17 protein-coding genes are annotated in these 20002 nt (G+C 57.4%); 8 read left to right on the top strand and 9 right to left on the bottom strand.

The genetic code is table 11. The features are described from left to right. On the top strand, nucleotides 1-1381 hold a 1381-nt coding region (locus AMR42_RS11115), incomplete at its 5' end, for a ComEC/Rec2 family competence protein (RefSeq protein ID WP_199858154.1). Nucleotides 1382-1435: 54 nt separating this feature from the next. Here the strand turns inward: AMR42_RS11115 and AMR42_RS11110 are convergent. From AMR42_RS11110 to hemB, 9 genes are all read right to left on the bottom strand, one after another. Further along, nucleotides 1436-2122 (bottom strand): lecithin retinol acyltransferase family protein, encoded by a 687-nt coding sequence (locus tag AMR42_RS11110; RefSeq protein WP_099533524.1) that lies wholly within the window; start codon nucleotides 2120-2122, stop codon nucleotides 1436-1438. 515 nt (nucleotides 2123-2637) lie between these two features. Continuing rightward, complete coding sequence (locus tag AMR42_RS11105; protein WP_099533531.1) at nucleotides 2638-2835, bottom strand: NblA/ycf18 family protein; 198 nt, start codon at nucleotides 2833-2835, stop codon at nucleotides 2638-2640. Between the two features lie 363 nt (nucleotides 2836-3198). Continuing rightward, nucleotides 3199-3459 (bottom strand): hypothetical protein, encoded by a 261-nt coding sequence (locus AMR42_RS11100; RefSeq protein ID WP_143473031.1) that lies wholly within the window; start codon nucleotides 3457-3459, stop codon nucleotides 3199-3201. Nucleotides 3460-3725: 266 nt separating this feature from the next. Next, complete coding sequence (crtR, locus tag AMR42_RS11095) at nucleotides 3726-4628, bottom strand: beta-carotene hydroxylase (protein WP_099533522.1); 903 nt, start codon at nucleotides 4626-4628, stop codon at nucleotides 3726-3728. Between the two features lie 308 nt (nucleotides 4629-4936). Then, nucleotides 4937-5944, bottom strand: a complete 1008-nt coding sequence (locus tag AMR42_RS11090; RefSeq protein WP_099533521.1) for a 2-hydroxyacid dehydrogenase — start codon at nucleotides 5942-5944, stop codon at nucleotides 4937-4939. Between the two features lie 181 nt (nucleotides 5945-6125). Then, a complete protein-coding gene (locus tag AMR42_RS11085) occupies nucleotides 6126-7361 on the bottom strand; it encodes a lipopolysaccharide assembly protein LapB (RefSeq protein ID WP_099533520.1) in 1236 nt (411 codons plus the stop codon). A 25-nt stretch (nucleotides 7362-7386) separates the two neighbouring features. After that, entirely contained in the window at nucleotides 7387-8145 is a 759-nt protein-coding gene (locus AMR42_RS11080) for a Uma2 family endonuclease (RefSeq protein WP_099533519.1), read from the bottom strand. A gap of 86 nt (nucleotides 8146-8231) precedes the next feature. Then, a complete protein-coding gene (locus AMR42_RS11075; RefSeq protein ID WP_099533518.1) occupies nucleotides 8232-10475 on the bottom strand; it encodes a choice-of-anchor Q domain-containing protein in 2244 nt (747 codons plus the stop codon). Nucleotides 10476-10751: 276 nt separating this feature from the next. Then, nucleotides 10752-11735, bottom strand: a complete 984-nt coding sequence (gene hemB / locus AMR42_RS11070) for a porphobilinogen synthase (RefSeq protein ID WP_099533517.1) — start codon at nucleotides 11733-11735, stop codon at nucleotides 10752-10754. Nucleotides 11736-12250: 515 nt separating this feature from the next. Between hemB and AMR42_RS11065 the strand changes: the two genes are divergently transcribed. From AMR42_RS11065 to lpxB, 7 genes are all read left to right on the top strand, one after another. Then, entirely contained in the window at nucleotides 12251-12703 is a 453-nt protein-coding gene (locus AMR42_RS11065) for a DUF4870 domain-containing protein (RefSeq protein WP_099533516.1), read from the top strand. 181 nt (nucleotides 12704-12884) lie between these two features. After that, nucleotides 12885-13607, top strand: a complete 723-nt coding sequence (gene purC / locus AMR42_RS11060) for a phosphoribosylaminoimidazolesuccinocarboxamide synthase (protein ID WP_099533515.1) — start codon at nucleotides 12885-12887, stop codon at nucleotides 13605-13607. A gap of 277 nt (nucleotides 13608-13884) precedes the next feature. After that, nucleotides 13885-16101, top strand: coding sequence for a BamA/TamA family outer membrane protein (locus tag AMR42_RS11055; RefSeq protein ID WP_199858153.1), 2217 nt, complete (start codon nucleotides 13885-13887; stop codon nucleotides 16099-16101). A gap of 95 nt (nucleotides 16102-16196) precedes the next feature. Then, on the top strand, nucleotides 16197-17144 hold the full coding sequence (gene lpxC / locus AMR42_RS11050; RefSeq protein WP_099533529.1) for a UDP-3-O-acyl-N-acetylglucosamine deacetylase: 948 nt from the start codon (nucleotides 16197-16199) through the stop codon (nucleotides 17142-17144). A gap of 220 nt (nucleotides 17145-17364) precedes the next feature. Further along, entirely contained in the window at nucleotides 17365-17889 is a 525-nt protein-coding gene (gene fabZ, locus AMR42_RS11045) for a 3-hydroxyacyl-ACP dehydratase FabZ (protein WP_099533514.1), read from the top strand. 79 nt (nucleotides 17890-17968) lie between these two features. Continuing rightward, nucleotides 17969-18793, top strand: a complete 825-nt coding sequence (gene lpxA, locus AMR42_RS11040) for an acyl-ACP--UDP-N-acetylglucosamine O-acyltransferase (RefSeq protein ID WP_099533513.1) — start codon at nucleotides 17969-17971, stop codon at nucleotides 18791-18793. Continuing rightward, nucleotides 18786-19964: a lipid-A-disaccharide synthase gene (gene lpxB / locus AMR42_RS11035; protein WP_199858152.1), complete on the top strand. Its 1179-nt coding sequence runs from the start codon at nucleotides 18786-18788 to the stop codon at nucleotides 19962-19964. Before lpxA ends, lpxB begins: the two co-directional genes overlap by 8 nt. Nucleotides 19965-20002: the final 38 nt, after the last annotated feature.

The raw sequence follows: 20002 nt of genomic DNA, 5'->3' as shown, positions 1-20002 counted from the left end.
CAGTCCCTCCGTGCTGCGGGCGGGGTTGATGGGGGCAGCGGTTCTATGGGGGATGGCTCAACAGCGCCAAGTGAATTCCTTAGGCGCGTTGCTGGCGGTGGTGGTGGTGATGTTGTGCTGGAACCCGCTCTGGATTTGGGACTTGGGATTTCAGTTTAGTGTGCTGGCCACTTTGGGGCTGGTGGTGTCGGCGACGGCGATCGCCCAGCGGTTGAGCTGGCTGCCGGAGTTTACGTCGGAACCGATCGCCTCAGCCCTGGCGGCGACAATCTGGACGATTCCAGTGCAGCTATGGGCTTTTTATCAGATTTCTGTCTATGGGCCGATCGCCTCAGCCTTGACCAGTCTTTGGGTATCAGTGCTAACGGTGGCGGGGTTGATTGCAGCAGTGGCAATTGGCCTGTTGCCCCCCTTGGGAAACTGGTTGGCCAGCGGCTTGGTTTATCCCGTGCGGGGATTGTTGACCTTTGGAGAATGGATCGCCAGTTGGCCAGGCAGCGCGATCGCCGTGGGAGCAATCTCGATCGGGCAGTTGTTGGTTTTATATCTCCTGCTGGTGGCCGTTTGGCAGTTGCCCTGGTTTCAGCGGGCCAATCGTTGGGGCCTAGTGGCGATCGGGGCTTTAGTGGTGGCGATCGGGCCCGGTTGGTTGGCTCGCAGCGGGGAACTCACGGCCACCGTCCTGGATGCGGGCAGCCAACCAATGTTAGCTGTGCGGGATGGAGGGCGCTTGTTGCTGGCGGGAGCCGGAGACTTACCCGTAGCTCAGTTCACGGTGTTGCCCTTCTTGCGCCAACAGGGCATTAACCGCATTGAAGTTGGGGTGGTGATGAGCGATCGCCCCGATCGACGGCGAGGGTGGCTGCGAATTTTGGAGCAACAACCGATCGTCAACCTATACGATCAACCGTTGCAAACGGCCGCTTCTAATGTCGATCGAGCCATGGTCAGTGCTGCTCGGGTTCGCAACGGTCGCTACAGCAACCTGACAGCCGGTCAAACCTTGCGCATGGGCCGCGCCAACCTCACGGTCATTGACCCGATCGCCCCCGCCCTAACCTTGGAATTGGGGAAAGAGCGCTGGTTTCTCTTGGGCAATTGTTCCGTCGCTCAACAAAAATTGCTCGCCCAAACGGGACAGGTGCGATCGGTCACTGGTCTTTGGTGGCCAGGTCAAGACCTCGCCCCGGAACTGGTAGCCGCTTTGCAACCCCGCTGGGCGATCGCCTCCACCCGTGAACTAGCACCCACCGTTACCCCCCTCTTGCGATCGCAGCGGGCGCAACTTTACCAAACCGGCGAAGACGGAGCCATCACCTGGACTGCCAATCAAGGTTGGCGGGCTGCCCTAGACAGCATCCCCAGCGACCAACCGCTTTAGGCTTCAGCGATCGAGGCTTCAACGCTCCAGAATTTAACGGAGTCGCGCAGTGGATTATGAGATTTTTTTAGCGTTCCGCAGCAATGTTTCAGTCATCTCCGCCAACCGATCGAGATCTGTCTTGAGGGTTTGGGCCCGCTCTTTGGCTGCCAACTTCCGGGCGATCGCCCGCCGCGCCACCGGCTCCCTCCCTTGCTGCATGGCCAACAACGCCACCTCATGCCAATCCCGCAGCTCATCCACAGCCCGGTTGTATTGCGGTTGCAAATTATTCCAAACCGGTTTGATATCCGCCAAGGCGCGATCAAGAATAGCCTGCACCTGAGCCTGCTCATCCCCCGACTCCGTAGGCTGATGCAGCACCTGATCAACCCAATCGGGATCCGCTTTTTCCAGAAAAGGCAAAAAGTCTTGTATTTGATGACTCACCGCCCGGCCCGTTTTGCACCAGGTGGCAAAATGCTCGCAATTATTCAGCAGCAGGCTATATTTTGTTTCCCCTAACCGACTGGCCGCGCGCTGGATCGTCGCATCGGGCAAATAGCAAGTGGCATAGCGCTTCACGGTGACCGGTTGCGTGCTGGCAAATTCCAGCAAGGATGTGCGCGTCACCTTGGGCACTTCACCGCGCTTGGAGTAATGGATCACGGTTCCATCACCACAATCAATCCCGTGATGCTCATAGGCACTTTGCAACCCGGCCAGAGATCGCATCACGTAAATTTGGTCGCCCCACGCCATGGGTCAAAATCCTCGTACCAAACCTTAAAGCCAACCAACTACGAGTTAAGCGGATCACCACCGCTACAGCGATCGGGAGTGATCACCAACAGTGGCCAACGTAGCGATGATCAACGTAGCGATCGAGAACAGTTACCACCGCCCCTTAGCCCCTGAAGCCAAGAGGGGATCCGATCGAAATCGTATCCCCTCCAAGCTAGCGTTCTTTATGGACTTTCGGAATAACTTTCGGGTGCCGGGCCCGGTGTTCTTAGGAGGCAAACCATTCAACATGACATTGTGGGGTGGTGTTCGGAAGCGTTTGAACCAGAGGGCTGTGGGCAGGTCGGCGCACAGAGTCAGCAGCCAAGCTCAGCAATTCGATTCTCGGAACGGGGAGAACCCTTTGGCCTTGGGTGGGAGAGCGTTACCCCAACACCCCCAGTTCGGTTCACAGCGGGAACAGAGCAGGAGACGGAGGCAGCTCGCACCGAGTCGATCGGGTTGCAGCGGATGGGAACCGCTAGGGCGCTGGCCTAGGGCGCTTGAAAACGCTCGCCGAGACCCCACTCATGCTTCAGAAACTCCTTGTACATGGTTTCTTTGACGATCATTTGGCGATACAGCTCAACCAAGAATTGCTGGGCCTGCTCAAGGCTCATGTGGGCTACCTGACTTTCGAAGGAGCGGATGTTGAACTGCTGTTCGAGGCTCAATTCAAATGAATGATCCATGGTAGTCACCTCACTGGGTGTAGCGGTTGCGAAGTCCCGCGCGATCGCCGAGTTGTTGTGTCGTCGTAGGGATTCGGCTCGATCGCACCGCAGATGGTCGTTGGTTTCAGCCTTGATCCCCATGGGTGGGGCAACGTCAAGGTTGAATGACCTATCTGCCCTTTAGATTATGACATCTTGTAACGAGTGTTTGACAAAATGCATACAGTTTCATCCAAAGACCGATTGCATTTCCTCATGGTTCCCATCACAGCGAGCGGCCATCCGGATGGCTGGGCACATTGTCCCGATCGCCCTAGCAGGGAGCCAAAACCTGTGACCGCGTAATGTTGGAGCGATTGGTTCCATTTTTCCCGGTTGCAATCATCGATCGCGCAGGTCTGAAAATGGCTTCGGGAGAAGAGGGCAAGGCAGCAGGGTGCTGCATCCGCAACCCAAGGCCACAACCCGATCACAGGGGACGATCGGGGAAGTGCTAATGGTGTAGCGAATTTTTCCGAGGCAAAATGCTTGTGGCCAACAAAGAGCACAGAGCCAGCAACCAATCAGCAACCAATGGGTTGAACCAACCCATCCACCCAACAGCTCGGCCCCCAAGCCGGATCCCGGGAGCGATCGGGTCAAAAAGCAACCCCTGCCTGGCATTGACGATCGCCAGACAGGGGATTGATACGGAACTGAGATTGAGCAATCGATCGGGAAGTCGTCAGGAATTAATCAGAAATTTATCGGGATCAAATCAGCAAATTAGTCATCAATCAGCGATGAATACCCGGGTTTCCTGACAAATCATGCTGATCTGAGCCTGGCTCTTGTTTCCCGATCGCTCAATACCGCCCGATGTTGCTCAATACCGCCCGATGTTGCTCATCAACATGGCTCAACCTGGCTCAGTGGCGATGGAAACGAATGCCCAAGAACACGTCATACATGAAATTCCAGAAATTTTTTTGGTCTCCCAGAATGCCCAGCGTCTGCGGCGATCCTTTCTGATCCAACAACGGCTTCACCCGTTCATAAACCGTTTTGTAGTGATACCAGGGGATTGAGGGCCAAAGGTGGTGAATCAGGTGATAGTTTTGCCCCAAAATCAACCAATTTAGCAGAGCACTCGGATAGACCCGTGCATTCTTCCAGCGATTGCGCTCCTCAAACGGCCGATGGGGTAGATAGTCAAAAAACAATCCCAGGGCCAAACCCACCACCAACGCGGGCGAGAACCAGAAATTCATCACGTAGCCAATGAAGTCCCAATGGATGCCGGCCCACACAATGCCCACCAGCACCATCCGACTCAGAAACCATTCCAGCAACTCATACTTGCGCCAGAGCTTGCGTTGGAAGAAGAAAATTTCGTGATAGAAAAACCGGGGTGCAATTAACCACAGGGGCCCGCAGGTGGAAACAAAGTGATCGGGGTCGTTTTTGGGGTCGTTGACGTTGGCGTGATGTTGCAGGTGAACCCGCGTGAACACAGGAAACGCAAACCCCAACATCAGGGCGCTGCTGTGGCCCAGGATGGCATTGACGATCGGGTATTTGTGGGCGGCGTTGTGGGATGCGTCGTGAATGACGGTTCCCGACAGGTGCATCGCCAGCACATTGGCACAAAAACAAATCCAGTCCGGCCAGTGCCATAGCCAATAGCCACAGACGGAGAGCACCACAATTGCGGTGGCGGCCACCATCATTAGCAGCGTGGGGTTAAACAGTTCCTGGGGTGGGTCGAGATATTCTCGCGGAACGTGCTGCACTGCGGTCGTGGGCTGCTCGGGGGCCACCGCGATCGTCATGGTCGCTCCTTGGCTGAGAAACGTTATGGTTTGTTAAAAATACTTCTAAGAATGATACGGCAACAACCCGCAATCCTTTTTAACCAATTGTTGTATTTCTCTAAAGGCTGGTCTTTCAAACCTGCAAAGTCCGGCAAGTTCCGGCCAACCGGTGCAGGGCAATGCTGATGGATCCGATTGCTCACCATGGGCCAAATCCATGAGGGCGCAGAGGGCGCACAACTGCACGCCCCTGATCAATTAACACTGAAGGCAATGACTAAGAAGGGCAGAAAAGAACCCGAGTCGTGATCGATCAGCCGTGATCCCTAATCAGGAAGGCGCACCTCATTGGCGATCGGTTGGTGTTGCTCGAAGGCGGTGAGGTTTTCAATGGTGGTGCGAGCAATGTCCCCCAAGGCTTCGCGGGTAAAGAAGGCTTGGTGAGCGGTGATGATCACGTTCGGGAACGATTGCAGCAACTGGAAGGTATCGTCCTGAATCACGGTGTCGGACAGGTCACGGAAAAAGAGTTCGGCCTCTTGTTCATAGACATCGATGCCCAAATAGCCAATTTGACCCGATTTGATGCCCTCGATCGCGGCTTTGGTGTCCACCAATTGGCCGCGGCTGGTGTTGATTAGCATTACGCCGGGCTTCATCTGATTGATCGCCTGTTTGCTGATCAGATGGTGCGTGTCGTGGGTCAGAGGGCAATGGAGGGAGATGATGTCTGACTGGGCAAACAGCTCCGGCAAGGAGACATAGCGGGCCGTCCCGATCGCTGCAAATTGGGCGTTGGGATAGACATCATAGCCCAGCACTTTGCAGCCAAAGCCGGTCATGATTTGAGCCAAAATCAAGCCGATTTTCCCCGTTCCCACAATCCCGATCGTCCGGCCGTGAAGATCAAAGCCCAACAGGCCATTGAGGGAAAAATTATCGTCCCGCACGCGGTTATAGGCTCGGTGCAGCTTGCGGTTGAGCGCTTGGATCAAACCCACCACATGCTCGGCCACGGAGTAGGGAGAATAGACCGCGACGCGAGCAATGGTGAGGCCACAGTCTTGGGCGGCACGCAGATCAACGTTGTTGTAGCCCGTGCAGCGAAGGGTGATCAGTTTTGTGCCGTTGTCGGCCAGAAGTTTGAGGGTTTCGGGCCCTCCGTCATCGTTCACGAAAATGCAAGCGGCGGGAAATCCAGCGGCAAGGGCGGCGGTGTGGGCTTCGAGGCGAGTATCAAAGTAAACCAGTTCGTGGGGATGACCGGCGTTGGCGTTGGCGGCATCCAAAAATTGGCGATCGTAGGGTTCCGTGCTGAAAACGGCAACTTTCATAGGTTTCCCCAAACTCTAAACGTCCCAGAACCCTTGAATCGGGCCTGTGGGCATGATGCCACGGGAATTTTGGGGATGGGGCGATCGCGTCAATGGCCTGCGATCGGCCTTGGTCAACTCCAGCCCCAGCCAGCCACCGAGTAGGAAATGATTTTTGAACCATGGGATAGGATAACCGACGCTAGCGGGGCCGACTGTTGACATACTCCCTTAATTTCTGGGCATCAGCAGAGTTGGGCCAACGCTGAAGAACGCTGTCTAGCTGGGCCCTGGCCTCGGCCCAACGATCTGACCAAACCAGGGCTTCGGCAATGCCCACTTCAGCCAGTTCCCAATCGGGATGGTCGGGCGGCAGTTGGGCCAGGGCAGCACGAAAGGAGTTGATCGCCCGTTGATGTTGGCCCCAAATCAGGCAGTTTTTCCCCAGCTTCAGGTAAAAACCCGGCCCCTGGGGAGCGAGGGCCAGGGCCCGTTGATAGGCGCGATCAGCCTCGGCCGAGTCTCCTCGGGATTGGTAGAAATCCCCCATTAGGTCTTCGACGATTGCCGCTTTAACCGCTTCTCCCAAGGAATCGAGCCCCGTGTGGGCATCCACCACCCGCCGCAGGGCGGCCCGGGCCGCCGTTGGTTGATAGCGAATAGTGAGCAACGCGCCTAGGCGGTAATGTCCCCAAACCAAGTCTGGCTCCAGTTTGATTGCAGTTTGATAGGCTCGGATTGCGCCTTCGTAGTCCATTTGTCGCTCCAGAACCATGCCTAGCCCTAAGTGGGCCTGGGCAAAGTTGGGCCGCAGTTGCAAGGCGGTGCGATAGGCCTGAAGGGCGGCGGTGATTTGCCCAAGGCGATAGGAGTCGTAGGCCAGCTCAAACTGGGCGCTGGCAGCGATCGAGGGTTCCGCTCGGGTGGGGCCGCTGTAGCCATTGCCCCGCAATCCAGAGTCCGTGACCGGTTCTCCTAGGGGCGAAACCTGCCGTTCCAGGAATAAATCCAAGAAGCCATAGATCGGATCTCGCTCGATCGCTTGGTGGTAGTAATCCAGAGCAGCGGTGGGCTGTTCAGCCATCAGGTGGGCCCGGGCCAGCTTGAACAGGGCGATCGTTACGGATGCCTCGGCACTTTCTCCCAAGGCACGGTAACCGGCCAGGGCCGTTTGATACCACTCGATCGCGGTTTCAGGATGCTGGGTGCAAAGCTGCCAATCACCCAGGTTTTCCGCTGCGTCCGGGGGAAGGGTTTTGCTGCGATCGGGAGCCGGTTGCAAGTTTTGGCAATCAATCAAAACCGGCAAAACCGGTGGTTCGGACATTGGCGAAGGCATGGCCCAGGCGATCGACTGGCCAGGGGCGATCGTCCCTAGCCAAAGTCCCCATCCCACCAAGCCGATTTTGACCCGGCCAATTTTGAGCGATCGCAACATCGATGCTTACTCCCTTTCCTGTGCTTTAGGGGTCGATCGTTTCGGGATCCAGCCCCAATTCTCGCAGTCGAGCCGCGAGGCGATCGGCACGCTGCTGGGCCTGTTCAGCCCGTTGGCGCTCTTCTGCCGCCTGTTGTTGGGCCTGTTCAGCTTGCTCCCGTGCTTGTGCGGCTTGCTGCTCCGCTTGTTCAGCCCGTTGGCGCTCCTCAATCAGGGTGGAAAAAGGCTGGCCGTCTGGCCGCAGGAGCGTGAGGGTTTCTTCGCCCAGTTGGAACCGAATGCCCAACCGAGGACTGACCCAACTATCCGGTTCATCCACCGGTTCCAGCGCCTCACCTGCCCCCCGAATCAAGATGCTCAGGTCGTTGCGATCGGGGTCATAGATGTAATATTCCTCCACGCCGTGGCGGTGATAGAACATCTGCTTTTTCATCATTTCGGTTAGGCGATTCCCCGGCGACAAAATTTCAAACACCACCTGCGGGGCGATGTTGTTTTCGCGCCATTGCATATAGGAACCCCGATCGCCCTTGGGTGCGCCAAACACCACCATCACATCGGGCGCTTGACGGGTTTTGTTGTCGCCTTCGACGGGATACCAAAGTAAGTCGCCCGCCACAAAGACTTGGGGATCGTTGGCAAAGAGAGCGGCGAGGTTGCTATGGATGGTTTGAATCCATTGGAATTGTTTGGTGTTGTCTGCCATCGGCTGGCCGTCGCTGTCGGGATACTCGATCGGTTTCGGTTGGATTATTCCCGGTGCGCTGGGGGTTTGGGCAATCATTGGCGGATCCTCACGATCGCAATTGGTCTCATTATGACAAGGGGCGATCGGCCAGGTCGGATTGGGCGATCGCCCCTTAAATAGTGCTAGATGGTTCCGAAGTCTGCCGGGTCAAACACCGCCGGACTCACCCCCTGCACAAAGGCCAACACCTCACTGCCAAAGCGAATTTCCGCCCCACCGCTGACTGTGGCAAAACTGAGGCCACCAAAGGCCAACGGAGCCGCCAGCAAAATCCTGTCCGTCCCGTCTTGGTAATCAGTAATCGTTTCCGTGCCCTTGCCGGAACCGATGATGAACCGATCGGCCCCTGCGCCCCCCGTGAGGAGATCGTTGCCCAAATCGCCCGAGAGCAAATCAGCCCCGTCACCACCCACCAGGGTGTCATTGTCTTGCCCCCCAAAGAGGGAATCATCACCCAAATCACCCGAGAGCAAGTCTGCACCGATGTTGCCAAACAGGCTGTCGTTGTTTTGGCCGCCAAACAGGCTATCCGCATCACGACCGCCATAAAGCTCATCGTCACCGATGTTGCCAAAGATCTGGTCATTGCCTAGGTTGCCGAAGAGTCGATCGCGATCGCGCCCGCCAAACAGGAAATCCGCACCATCGCCGCCCAACAGGGTGTCATCACCCGCATTCCCAAAGAGGCTGTCATCGCCCGCATTGCCGAAAACATTGTCACTCCCGCTGAGGGCCACCACCCGATCGTTCCCGGCCAGGGCATCGGCCGAATCGGCGTTATCGGTCAAGTTCAGGTCATCATTACCGGAAGTGAACTGACCCGCTGGGGGCGGAGTTGTGCCACCGCCACCCACACCAAATTCCGTGGAGCCAATGTCGATCGCCCCATCACGCGGCAAACTGCGCTGATCTGTCGTCACACCGGCCACGGCTTTTCCGGCGTTAATGGCCGGGCTGCCCGCTTGCAACAAATAGCCCAATTGGCCGCCGCCAATGTCTTGCAGGGGCCCCAGCTTTGGATCGGCCACGATCGCGCTGCCGGTAATTTGCGGATCTTTGCCCCCGGGCAACGAGGCGGGAAATTGCAGGTTATTGCCCCCATCGGTCAGGGTGCGGTTGGTTTGGAATGATTCGCTAAAGCTGTTGCCGGCCCGATTGTTTACGAACAAACTGTTCGTGACTTCCACCGAGGACGCATTATTTTTGAAAATGCCGCCGCCAAAGCCACTCGCGGTGTTGTTAGCCAAGGTGACATTAATGAGCTTGTTCGCCTGATTATTGGCAAAGAAAATGCCGCCGCCAATTCCCCGCAGCGGATCGGGATTCACCGCTTTGTTATTCCCGATCGTGGTGTTGATGATTTGCACTGAAGCATCTTCCGCAATCCAAACCCCGCCGCCTTGAGTTTCAGCATTGTTATTGGCGATCGTGCTGTTGCGAATGATCGCATCCCCCACGGCCAAGCGCACACCGCCCCCCAAGCCATTCCCGCCCGGATCGGCCACCACGGTGTTGTCAATAATGATTGAATTCTCAATTAACGCCTTGTCCGGTCGGTAGGGATAGAGCGAAAGCGCCCCCCCTTGAGCAGCGGCTCGGTTGGCCGAAAAGTAGCTGCTCCGAATGATCATTTGACCACCCACCCCATCGCCAAATTTGCTGGCAGCGTCAGCGTAGATGGCCCCGCCTTGGCCCCAAAAGGCCGCGCCGCCTTTGCTGGAATCGTTGCCCACAAAACGGCTGTTTTCCACTAGCAACTCGGTTTGGATCGTGCCGATCGCCCCGCCGTTGGTTCCTTTGTTGTTGGTGAATTCGCTGTTGCGCACCACCAGCGTCGTTTCGGCCCAACTTTGCACCGCGCCGGCCCCAAACTCCACGATCGAGCCGCTATTTTTTTGGCTGGCTCGGTTGTTGTCAAAGCGGCTGTTGGTGATCGTGCCCTTCCCCTGAAACTCCAGGGACACCGCACCGCCGGAGAAGTTTTCCGCCTCGTTGTTGCGGAAGGTGACGTTATCGATCGTCAGGTTGACGCGAATGTCAGTACCAATCCCCGCGCCGGAAGTGCTGACGTTGGTGGCTCCTCGGGTGCGCCCATCGGCCACGGTCAGGTTGCGAAACGTGGCGGAACCGCCCTGCTTGCTGACATAAAACACCCGACTGCTTTCGTTGCCGCTAATTACCAGCCCTGGCGCATTGGCTCCATCGATGATGATGTCCCGATCGACCAACAGTTGGCCACTGGTGAGGCGAATGGTTTGGTTGGCCAAATTGGGGGCAAAGGTGATGGTGTCACCATTGGGGGCCGCCGCCAAGGCCGCACGCAGGGAACCGGGGCCGTTATCGGCCAGGGAGGTAACGAGTGTCATAGATTTCCAGGAGAGACTTGTTGAGGCCTGTTTTAGCAGACGCAGCTTCCTGAATTCGAGTGCCGCCGCCTGTGCCACTTACCTCAGGAGCACCCTGGATCTAAAAAACCGAATCTAAAAAGCTTTATCAAAGACAAGGGGCTTAAGCCCCTTGTCCCCCACGATCTGCCAACGGCGGAATCAAGGTTTCAGGCGATTTGACGACAGGCCCTAAGCCCCTTGTCCCATAGCAGCCGATGCTTCGTGAGTGCCTGAAAATACGTCTCAGGAATCCGCTTAGACCTTCAGCCAGCGAGCCACATCCTTGGCATGGTAAGTCAGAATCAAATCTGCGCCCGATCGCTTAAAGCTGGTCATGGTTTCCATCACCACGCGTTGCTCATCAATCCAACCGTTGAGGGCCGCCGCCTTCACCATCGAATATTCACCGGAAACGTTATAGGCCGCCACAGGCAAATTGCTAGCTTCCTTCACGCGCCAAATGATGTCCATGTAGGCCAGAGCCGGCTTCACCATCAACATATCCGCCCCTTCAGCAATGTCCAGGACAATTTCCTTGATGGCTTCCCGCCCATTGGCCGGATCCATTTGATAGGTGCGGCGATCGCCAAATTGCGGGGTTGATTCAGCCGCATCCCGGAACGGCCCATAGTAAGCCGAGGCGTATTTGGCGGCGTAGGAGAGGATTGGAATGTCTTGGAATTTAGCCGCATCCAAGGCTTCCCGAATGGATTTTACAAATCCATCCATCATCCCCGAAGGTGCAATGATGTCGGCTCCGGCATTGGCTTGGGCAATGGCGGTTTTTTTCAGCAATTCCAAGGTGGGATCATTCAGAACTCGTCCGCTGAGATCGCCCGTTTCCAAATAGCCGCAGTGCCCATGGCTGGTGTATTCGCACAGGCAAGTGTCCACCGCTACCACCAAATCGGGCACGGCTTTTTTCACGGCTTCGGTTGCCTTTTGGACAATGCCGCAATCATGCCAAGCACCGGTTGCATCGGTGTCTTTTTCAGCGGGAATTCCAAACAAAATGATGGCAGGAATTCCTAGGTCATAAACCTGTTTGGCTTCTTCAACGATTTTGTCGATCGAGAGTTGATAAACACCCGGCATCGACTTCACTTCGTTCGCCACCCCTTCACCCGGCACTGCAAACAACGGGTAGATCAAATCGTTGGTGGTGACGACGGTTTCCGCAACCATGCGGCGCAGGGTTTCGCTAGTCCGCAAACGACGAGGGCGATGGGTGGGGAACATAGGGTGTTAAAGGATTGAGTCTCAAAAACAGGGAGGCCGATCGGCGTTTTTAGCGTAAAGCCTGAAGGGCCAACGGAGATAAGAGCGTAAAGATACGTAAAGTTTGATCAGGAAAAATGTGCTCAGGCTTCACTGATTGGCTCGGAATTTGCTCGAAATTCGCCTGGAATTGGTTCGGGATTTGCTCAGGATTTACGCAGGATCTACGCAGGATTATTGGTTCAGGAATAGGTTTGGGTGACTTGCGCCCTGCGATCGCCCCCTGGAGCAGCGGGGAAGCAAAGCGGCGCGATCAGCACAAATGAGTGCAAATAAACATTACAAGCCGCCAAGTCCTCAGGATGCTGTCCCCAAAAGTCGATAGAACTAAGGTATCGATGTTTTGGTTGCCCGATCGTGTTGTTGTGGTGTGGTGGTCGCTAACACAAGTCGGTTGGCCTTGGGTTGAAACGTTGAAACTCGGTTGAGACGGCCGCCGCACATCGTCGCCCGCATTGACCGGTCAGGAGGTGTTTATGGGATGGCAACTTGGGCAATGGCAGTTCGAGCCTTGGCGCACCAATCCGCCCCAACCGGATCAGTCGGATTGGCTGGCAACGTTGGCCCACTGGTCAGTGTTCCTGGGCTGCGGCTTGGGAATGGTGACCCTGGCCCCGATCGGGGTCGATCGCGCAGTGTTATTGGAATTGGTCTGCTGCGGTTTGGCGATCGCAATTATGGTGGCGGCTCCTGACCCCCGGGCCCAGGCCAACGCCCGATCGGCTGTGAATTTTCACCTCAACGTTTTGGTAGCGGCCGCCCTTTGCAGCGCCCTGGTCGGAATTCCGTTTCTGATTGCCCTGACGATTAAGGCGCTGGTGTCGCCCCTGTTGGCGGCCGCCCGCGTGGCTGAGGAACCAGGCTATATCCATCACTACGATTTCCTGTGGCAATGGCTAAACCCCGATCGCGATCGGGTGGGGATTTAACCAAACGGGACTCTAGCCACGCAACAGCCGCACAGCAGTGCAGAATTGCAGCAATCCAACCCGGCCACCGGGTTGCCATCGGGCCGTCGCGATCGCTCAGCGGCTGGCCATGGACGACAGGCCCTAAGCTGGATGGGTCGAAATTTATTGCGCTTCAGGAATTATTGCGCTTCAGGAATCCATGACCGCTCTACAAAAGCTTTACGAAGGCAAAGCCAAAATCCTGTACGCCACGGCGGATCCCACCATTCTGTTGGCCTGTTACAAGGACGATGCCACGGCGTTCAATGCCCAAAAACGAGGGACGATCGCGGGTAAAGGGCGCATTAATTGCACCATGTCGGAACACCTGTTTCGCAAGCTGGAAGCGGCGGGCGTGCCGACCCACTTTGTGGACTGCCCCGCTCCCAATGAAATGAATGTGCGGGCCTTGACCATCGTGCCGTTGGAAGTGATTGTGCGGAATTTTGCCGCCGGTAGTCTTTGCAAACAAACGGGCATTGCCCTGGGTACGCCGCTGGAACCCCCGTTGATTGAGTTCTGCTACAAGAACGATGAATTTGGGGATCCGTTGGTGACGGAGGGCCGAATCTACGCCATGAAGTTGGCCACGCCAGCTCAGGTACGAGAAATTACGGAGTTGACCCAACGGATTAACGAAATCCTGCGCGACTTTTTCCAGCAGTGCGACATTATCTTGGTGGACTTCAAGATCGAGTTCGGCATCGACTCCGGCGGGCGGATTGTGCTGGGGGATGAGATTAGCCCGGATACCTGTCGCCTGTGGGATGCCAAGGAAACCGACCCGATCGCCCGAGTGTTGGATAAGGATCGCTTCCGCCAAGATTTAGGAAACGTGGAGGGGGCTTATCAGCGAGTCCTGGAAAAGGTTTTGGCGAATTAGAGATCCCCTGGCCACTCTCAAGCGACAAGCTCCTGCGGTAGGATTGCACTGTTTTGGTTGTTGGTTGGGTTGTCGGTTAGCGAACCGAATTCAGATGGAGTGAGATGGCTCCCGGTGGCGCGTGGTCGATTGCAATCCTCGATCGATGTCCGACCCCTAAATTCGGAGCAACGGCGCAGCAGCGAGCCTCAAACCCATCTCAATGGCTAAATTGGACGCTAACCCGTTGTTTCCACCGCCACATCGAAAGTTGGCTGCGTCCTAAGGTGAGGAGTGTATGCGTGTTTTGCGTTTGATGATCCTGTGGCCAGTGCTGGCTGCAAGTGCCATGATCGTCTCGGTGACCAGTCCAGCAGCCCGTGCGACAGAACCACCCACGGCGACGGAATCGGCAGCAGCATCAACGGCGGAATCGGCAACGAAGCCAACCACGGACTCGGCATCGGCCACCCAGTCAACGGCGGAGCTAGCCACGGAATCCGTGGCCGCGACTCCGGAGTTGTCGCCGGTTTCCCCAGCGGTCACGGCCAATCCTGTGCCACCCGCCCCGATCGCGGTGGCCGCCGGCCCGACAGCACCAACCCCAACGGCCAACCCGGTCAACGGACCGATCGCCGCCGGGCCCGCACAACCCAGCCCCCAGCCCTCAACCGGGGCGATCGCCCAAGGGGAACCTGCCCCCAGCCCAGCCACCGAAGAACCCGCCGCCCCTGAGCAAACCCCAACCGAAGCCAGAGTTCTGGTTGCGGAAGTGGTTGTGGCTGGCGCAGAAGCCACCTTGCAAGAGGAGGTTTACAAAGTCATTCGCACCCGGCCAGGTCAAACGGCCACCCGCAGCCAACTGCAAGAGGACATCAACCGCATTTTTGCCACGGGGCTGTTCGCCAACGTGCGTGCCGTGCCGGACGACACCCCCTTGGGGGTACGGGTCACCTTTGAGGTCACCCCCAACCCGGTTTTACAGGCGGTGCGAATTGAAGGCTCCACGGTGCTGCCAGCCACGGAAATCGATCGAATCTTCAGCCCCCTGTATGGCTCCACCCTGAACCTGAACAAGCTGCAAGAGTCAATCAAACAGCTCACCCAGTGGTATCAGTCCAATGGCTATGTGCTAGCCCAAGTGGTGGGATCGCCGCGCGTGGGTCGAGACGGCAACGTGACCCTGGAAGTGGCGGAAGGGCAAATTGAAGACATTAACATCACCTTCCTGAACGACGAGGGCAAACCCACCAACGAAGATGGCACAACGGTCACCGGCCGCACCCGCGATTTCATTGTGTTCCGCGAAATGGACACCAAACCGGGCGCAGTGTTTAACCGCGATCAAATTCAGAAGGATTTGCGGCGCGTCTTTGGGCTGGGCATTTTCGAAGATGTGCAGTTAACCCTCAATCCCGGCACGGATCCGCGCAAGGTGGATGTGTCGGTGAATCTTCAGGAGAAAAACACCGCCGTTTTGGGAACGGAAGTGGGCTTTAGCTCCACCAGCGGCATTTTTGGTTCCGTCAGTTTCCAGGAACAAAACCTGGGGGGCAATAACCAAAAGCTGGGCGCAGAAGTGCAACTGTCGGAGCGGGGTTTGGGCTTTGACCTCAGCTTCACGGATCCTTGGATTGCGGGTGACCCCAACCGAACGTCCTACACGGTGAACCTCTACAAGCGGCGATCGATCTCGCTGATTTTTGATGGGGGTGAGCGAGAAGTGGAGTTGGACAATGGCGATCTGCCTCGGGTCGATCGCACCGGGGGGCGCGTGGTCTTTAGCCGGCCCCTGTCCAGCACCTGGAGCGGCTCCTTGGGGGCAGAGTTCCAGCATGTGCGCATTGTCGATCGCGATGGCGACCTCAGCCCCGAAGACGAAGATGGCAACCAACTGGCCTTCAACGAGGACGGCAAGGACGACATCTTCACCCTGCAACTGGCCCTGACCAACGATCGCCGAAACGATCGAGTCACCCCCACCCAAGGCTCCTTCTTCCGGGTGGGTCTGGATCAAGCCATTCCCATTACCGGTATTTTCTTCACCCGACTGCGGGCCAACTACAGCCGCTATTTCCCGGTGGAATTCACCAAGTTCACCGCCGGCCCCGAAACGATCGCCGTGAACCTGCAAGCGGGCGGCGTGTTTGGAGACTTGCCCCCCTATGAAGCTTTCCCCCTGGGCGGCACCAACTCCGTGCGCGGGTTTGATGAAGGCGAGGTGGGCAGCGGTCGCTACTTCTTCCAATCTTCGGTGGAATATCGCTTCCCCCTGTTGAAGGTGACGGAACAAATTCCCGTGGGCGGCGTGCTGTTCCTGGACTTTGCCACCGACCTTGGCTCAGGGGAAGATGTGCCCGGGCAACCGGCCGTGGTGCGTGAAAAGCCCGGTTGGGGTGTGGGCTATGGGGTTGGACTGCGGGCCCGCACGCCCTTTGGCCCAATCCGGCTGGATTATGGCTGGAACAGCGAGGGCGGCAATCGACTGCACTTTGGTATCGGTGAGCGGTTCTAGGGGCAATGCAAAGGGAATTACCAACGGCATTAGAACCAGAACTGCAAGCGGAACCCCAACCGGAACTCGCAATGGTCGGGCTGTCCTCGGAGGCTATGGCGATCGCGCCGGAGACCCAGCGCCCGATCGCCCCCCTGCGCACCCTCGGCCAGGCCTTTAGTCGATCGGGCGTGGGGCTACATTCCGGATTGCCCGTGACCCTGTGGGTGCAGCCCAGCTTGGAACCGGGTATTCGGTTTGTGCGCACGGATTTGCCCGATCGCCCGGTCATTCCCGCGCGTTGGGATTTAGTTTCTCAAACGCAACTGTCCACGGAGGTTCGATCGCCCCAAGATCCGCAAGCCACCGTCCGCACGATCGAGCACCTGATGGCCGCCTTGGTCGCCTGTGGCGTGGGGGCGGCCCAAGTGGAAATTAATGGGCCCGAAGTGCCCCTGTTGGACGGTTCCGCCATTGAATGGTGTCGGGCGATCGCCCTGGCCGGTCTGCGGGCCTTGCCGAGCACCCGCACGCCAGCAACCGATCCGGCAACCATTGCTGAACCCCTTTGGATCCATGAGGGCGATGCTTTTGTGGCCGCCTTGCCCGCCGCAGAATTGCGATTTAGCTATGGGATTGACTTTGCCCTACCCGCGATCGGCAACCAGTGGCACAGTTGGTCACCCGGAGCAGCCTTCTGCCCGATCGAGCCGGAACCCCAGCCCGGCTCCTTTGCCCACGACATTGCCCCTGCCCGCACCTTTGGCTTAGCCCACCAAATTGAACAACTGCGGGCCGCCAACCTGATCCGAGGTGGCAGCCTGGACAATGCCCTAGTCTGTGGCGAAGCGGGCTGGCTGAATCCGCCCTTGCGGTATGAAAATGAGCCAGCGCGTCATAAAATCTTAGACTTAGTTGGCGACTTGGCCCTGCTCGGAACCATTCCGCGCGCCCATTACTTGGCCTACAAAGCCAGCCATCGTCTTCATGGGCAACTGGTGGCCAAACTGGCGGCAATGATTGGCAATGGGTCTTCGATCGAAAGTCGGTCGGCAATTGATTGATCGAACCTTGATCAGTCATCGATCGAACCTTGATCGGAACCCGATCGGCAATGAGTCCTCGAAAATCAGTGCCAGCCCAGGGTTCCGCCATTGCTCAGTCACCATCCATCCAATTGCCCAGCAGCGGATAGGCACGCCCATCCCTCACAGGAGTTCGTGACCATCCGTGGTTTTGCCCGCTCGATCGCCCACTGGCCCGTTGTTTAGGTTGCAAAGTCCTATGTCCACTGTTTCTGCTCCAGAACCCGTTGTCACCGCCCAGACCCAGGACACAACCACAACGGATCAGGCCGATCGCCCCGTTGGGCCCACCACCTTCACCGTTGAAGACATTCACCGGCTGCTTCCCCACCGCTACCCCTTCGCCTTGGTCGATCGAATCATCGACTATGTTCCCGGTAAGCGGGCCGTGGGGCTAAAAAATGTCACCTTCAATGAACCCCACTTCCAAGGCCACTTTCCCAATCGCCCGATCATGCCAGGGGTGCTGATTGTGGAAGCCATGGCTCAGGTGGGCGGCGTGGTGCTCACCCAAATGCAAGACAACCCCGGTCAAGGTTTGTTCATGTTTGGGGGCATTGACAAGGTGCGCTTCCGTCGGCCCGTGGTTCCCGGCGATCAACTGATCATGACCGTCGAACTGCTTTGGGTGAAGCAAAAACGCTTCGGCAAAATGCACGGCCGGGCGGAAGTGGAAGGGCAACTGGCCTGTGAAGGCGAGTTGATGTTCTCCCTGGTGGACTAGCGGACTAGTTGACGAACTAGACTTTTCAGCATTGGCTAAACGTATTAGTGTGTCAGGGCAGCGCGATCGCACCGATCCCATGAAAGCAGCGATTCATCCGACGGCGATCGTTCATCCCGACGCAGAACTCCATCCCACGGTGACAGTCGGCCCCTATGCCGTCATTGGCCCCGCCGTTTCGATCGGGGCCGAAACTCAGATTGGCCCCCATGTGATCCTTGACGGTTACACCACCTTGGGGGAACGAAACCAAATTTTTGCAGGAGCCGCGATCGGCACAGAGCCTCAAGATCGCAAATATCAAGGGGCCCTCAGCCAAACCATCATTGGCAACGACAACAAAATTCGCGAATACGTGACCATCAACCGCGCCACCCACGAAGGGGAAGTGACCCAAGTGGGGGACGGAAACCTGTTGATGGCCTACAGCCACGTGGCCCACAACTGCCTCATTGAAGATGGGGTGGTGATTGCCAATGGGGTGGCCTTGGCGGGCCATGTGATGATCGAGTCGCGGGCCACCATTGGCGGCGTGTTGGGGGTTCATCAATTTGTCAAGATTGGCCGGTTGGCCATGGTTGGCGGCATGAGCCGGATCGATCGGGACGTGCCGCCATTTATGTTGGTGGAGGGCAGCCCCGGCCGGGTGCGCACCTTGAACCGCGTGGGGCTGAAGCGGGCCGGCTATGACGAGCTAGACAACGGCCTGACCACCCAAACCCTGAACAAAGCCTTTCGGATTTTGTATCGTTCTGAGGCCACGCTGGAGCAAGCCCTTGAGGAACTCATGCTGCTGCCCTCCTGCGAAGCGTTGCAACACTTAATTCGGTTTTTGCAGCAGTCTAAGGCGGGACGGCGGGGCCCGATGACCGGCCGCAAACCCCACCGCAGCAGCCATGACTAAATTGGGAACGCCCGATCGCCCTTTGCGGATTTTTCTGAGCACGGGGGAAGTGTCCGGGGACTTGCAGGGGGCCCTGTTGATCCAGGCCTTGCAGCGGGCGGCAGCAGCTCGGGGTCAGGTTTTGGAAATTACGGCGCTCGGGGGGCCGCGCATGGCGGCGGCGGGGGCCCGGCTGATTTTTGATACGAGTGCGATCGGTTCGATCGGCCTTTGGGAAGCTCTGCCCTTCGTCATTCCGACCCTGAAGCTCCAATGGCAAACCAAGGCCACCCTCCGCCAGCAACCGCCCGATGTGGCCGTTTTTATTGACTACATTGGCCCCAATTTGACCATGGGCCATTTCTTTAAGCGCCAATTGCCCCAAGTGCCCACCGCTTACTACATTGCCCCCCAAGAGTGGGTGTGGTCTTTGGGCGATCGCAACACCACGCAGGTGGTGGGGCTGACGGATGTGATTCTGGCGATTTTTCCCCAGGAAGCCACCTACTATCAGCGCTACGGAGCCGCCGTGAAGTGGATTGGGCATCCGTTGATCGATCGCTTGGCCCAAGCCCCCGATCGGGCTACCGCCCGCCAGCATTGGGGACTGAGCACCGATGAATTGGCGGTGGTGTTGCTGCCGGCTTCCCGTCGCCAAGAGCTAAAACTCTTGATGCCCAGCCTTTTTGCGGCCGCTCGCCAAGTGCAGGATCATCACCCCAAGGCTCGGTTTTTGATTCCGGTTTCTCTGCCTGCTTACCGACCCGCCATTGAACAGGCGATCGCTGAATTTGGTCTCAAGGCGGAAATTGTCGGTGATAGCTTGCTGGCCATGGCCGCCGCCGACTTAGCCTTGACCAAATCTGGCACGGTGAATTTGGAGTTGGCGCTGCTGAAAGTGCCGCAGGTGGTGATTTACAAAGTGAGTCCAATCACCGCTTGGATTGCCCGTCACCTGCTGAAGTTTTCAATTACATTCATGTCGCCGCCCAATTTGGTGGCCGAACAGGCGATCGTCCCAGAATTGATGCAGGAACAGGCCAGCCCCGATCGAATTGCCCAAGAGGCGATCGCCCTGCTGCAACCCGATCGGGCCGCCCAGCTTCAGCAGGACTACCAAGCCATGCGCGATCGGCTCGGGGGCGACGGCGCAACCGATCGGGCGGCCCAGGAAATCTTGAACCTGATTTAAGCGCTCCTAGCTTGCAGAAATAAGGGGCAACAACCGCA

This window comes from Limnothrix sp. PR1529 (genome assembly GCF_002742025.1).
In the GTDB taxonomy this organism is placed as follows: Bacteria; Cyanobacteriota; Cyanobacteriia; order CACIAM-69d; family CACIAM-69d; genus CACIAM-69d.
Note: the sequence above shows the minus strand (reverse complement) of the source record. Positions and strands in the feature narration are given on the sequence as shown.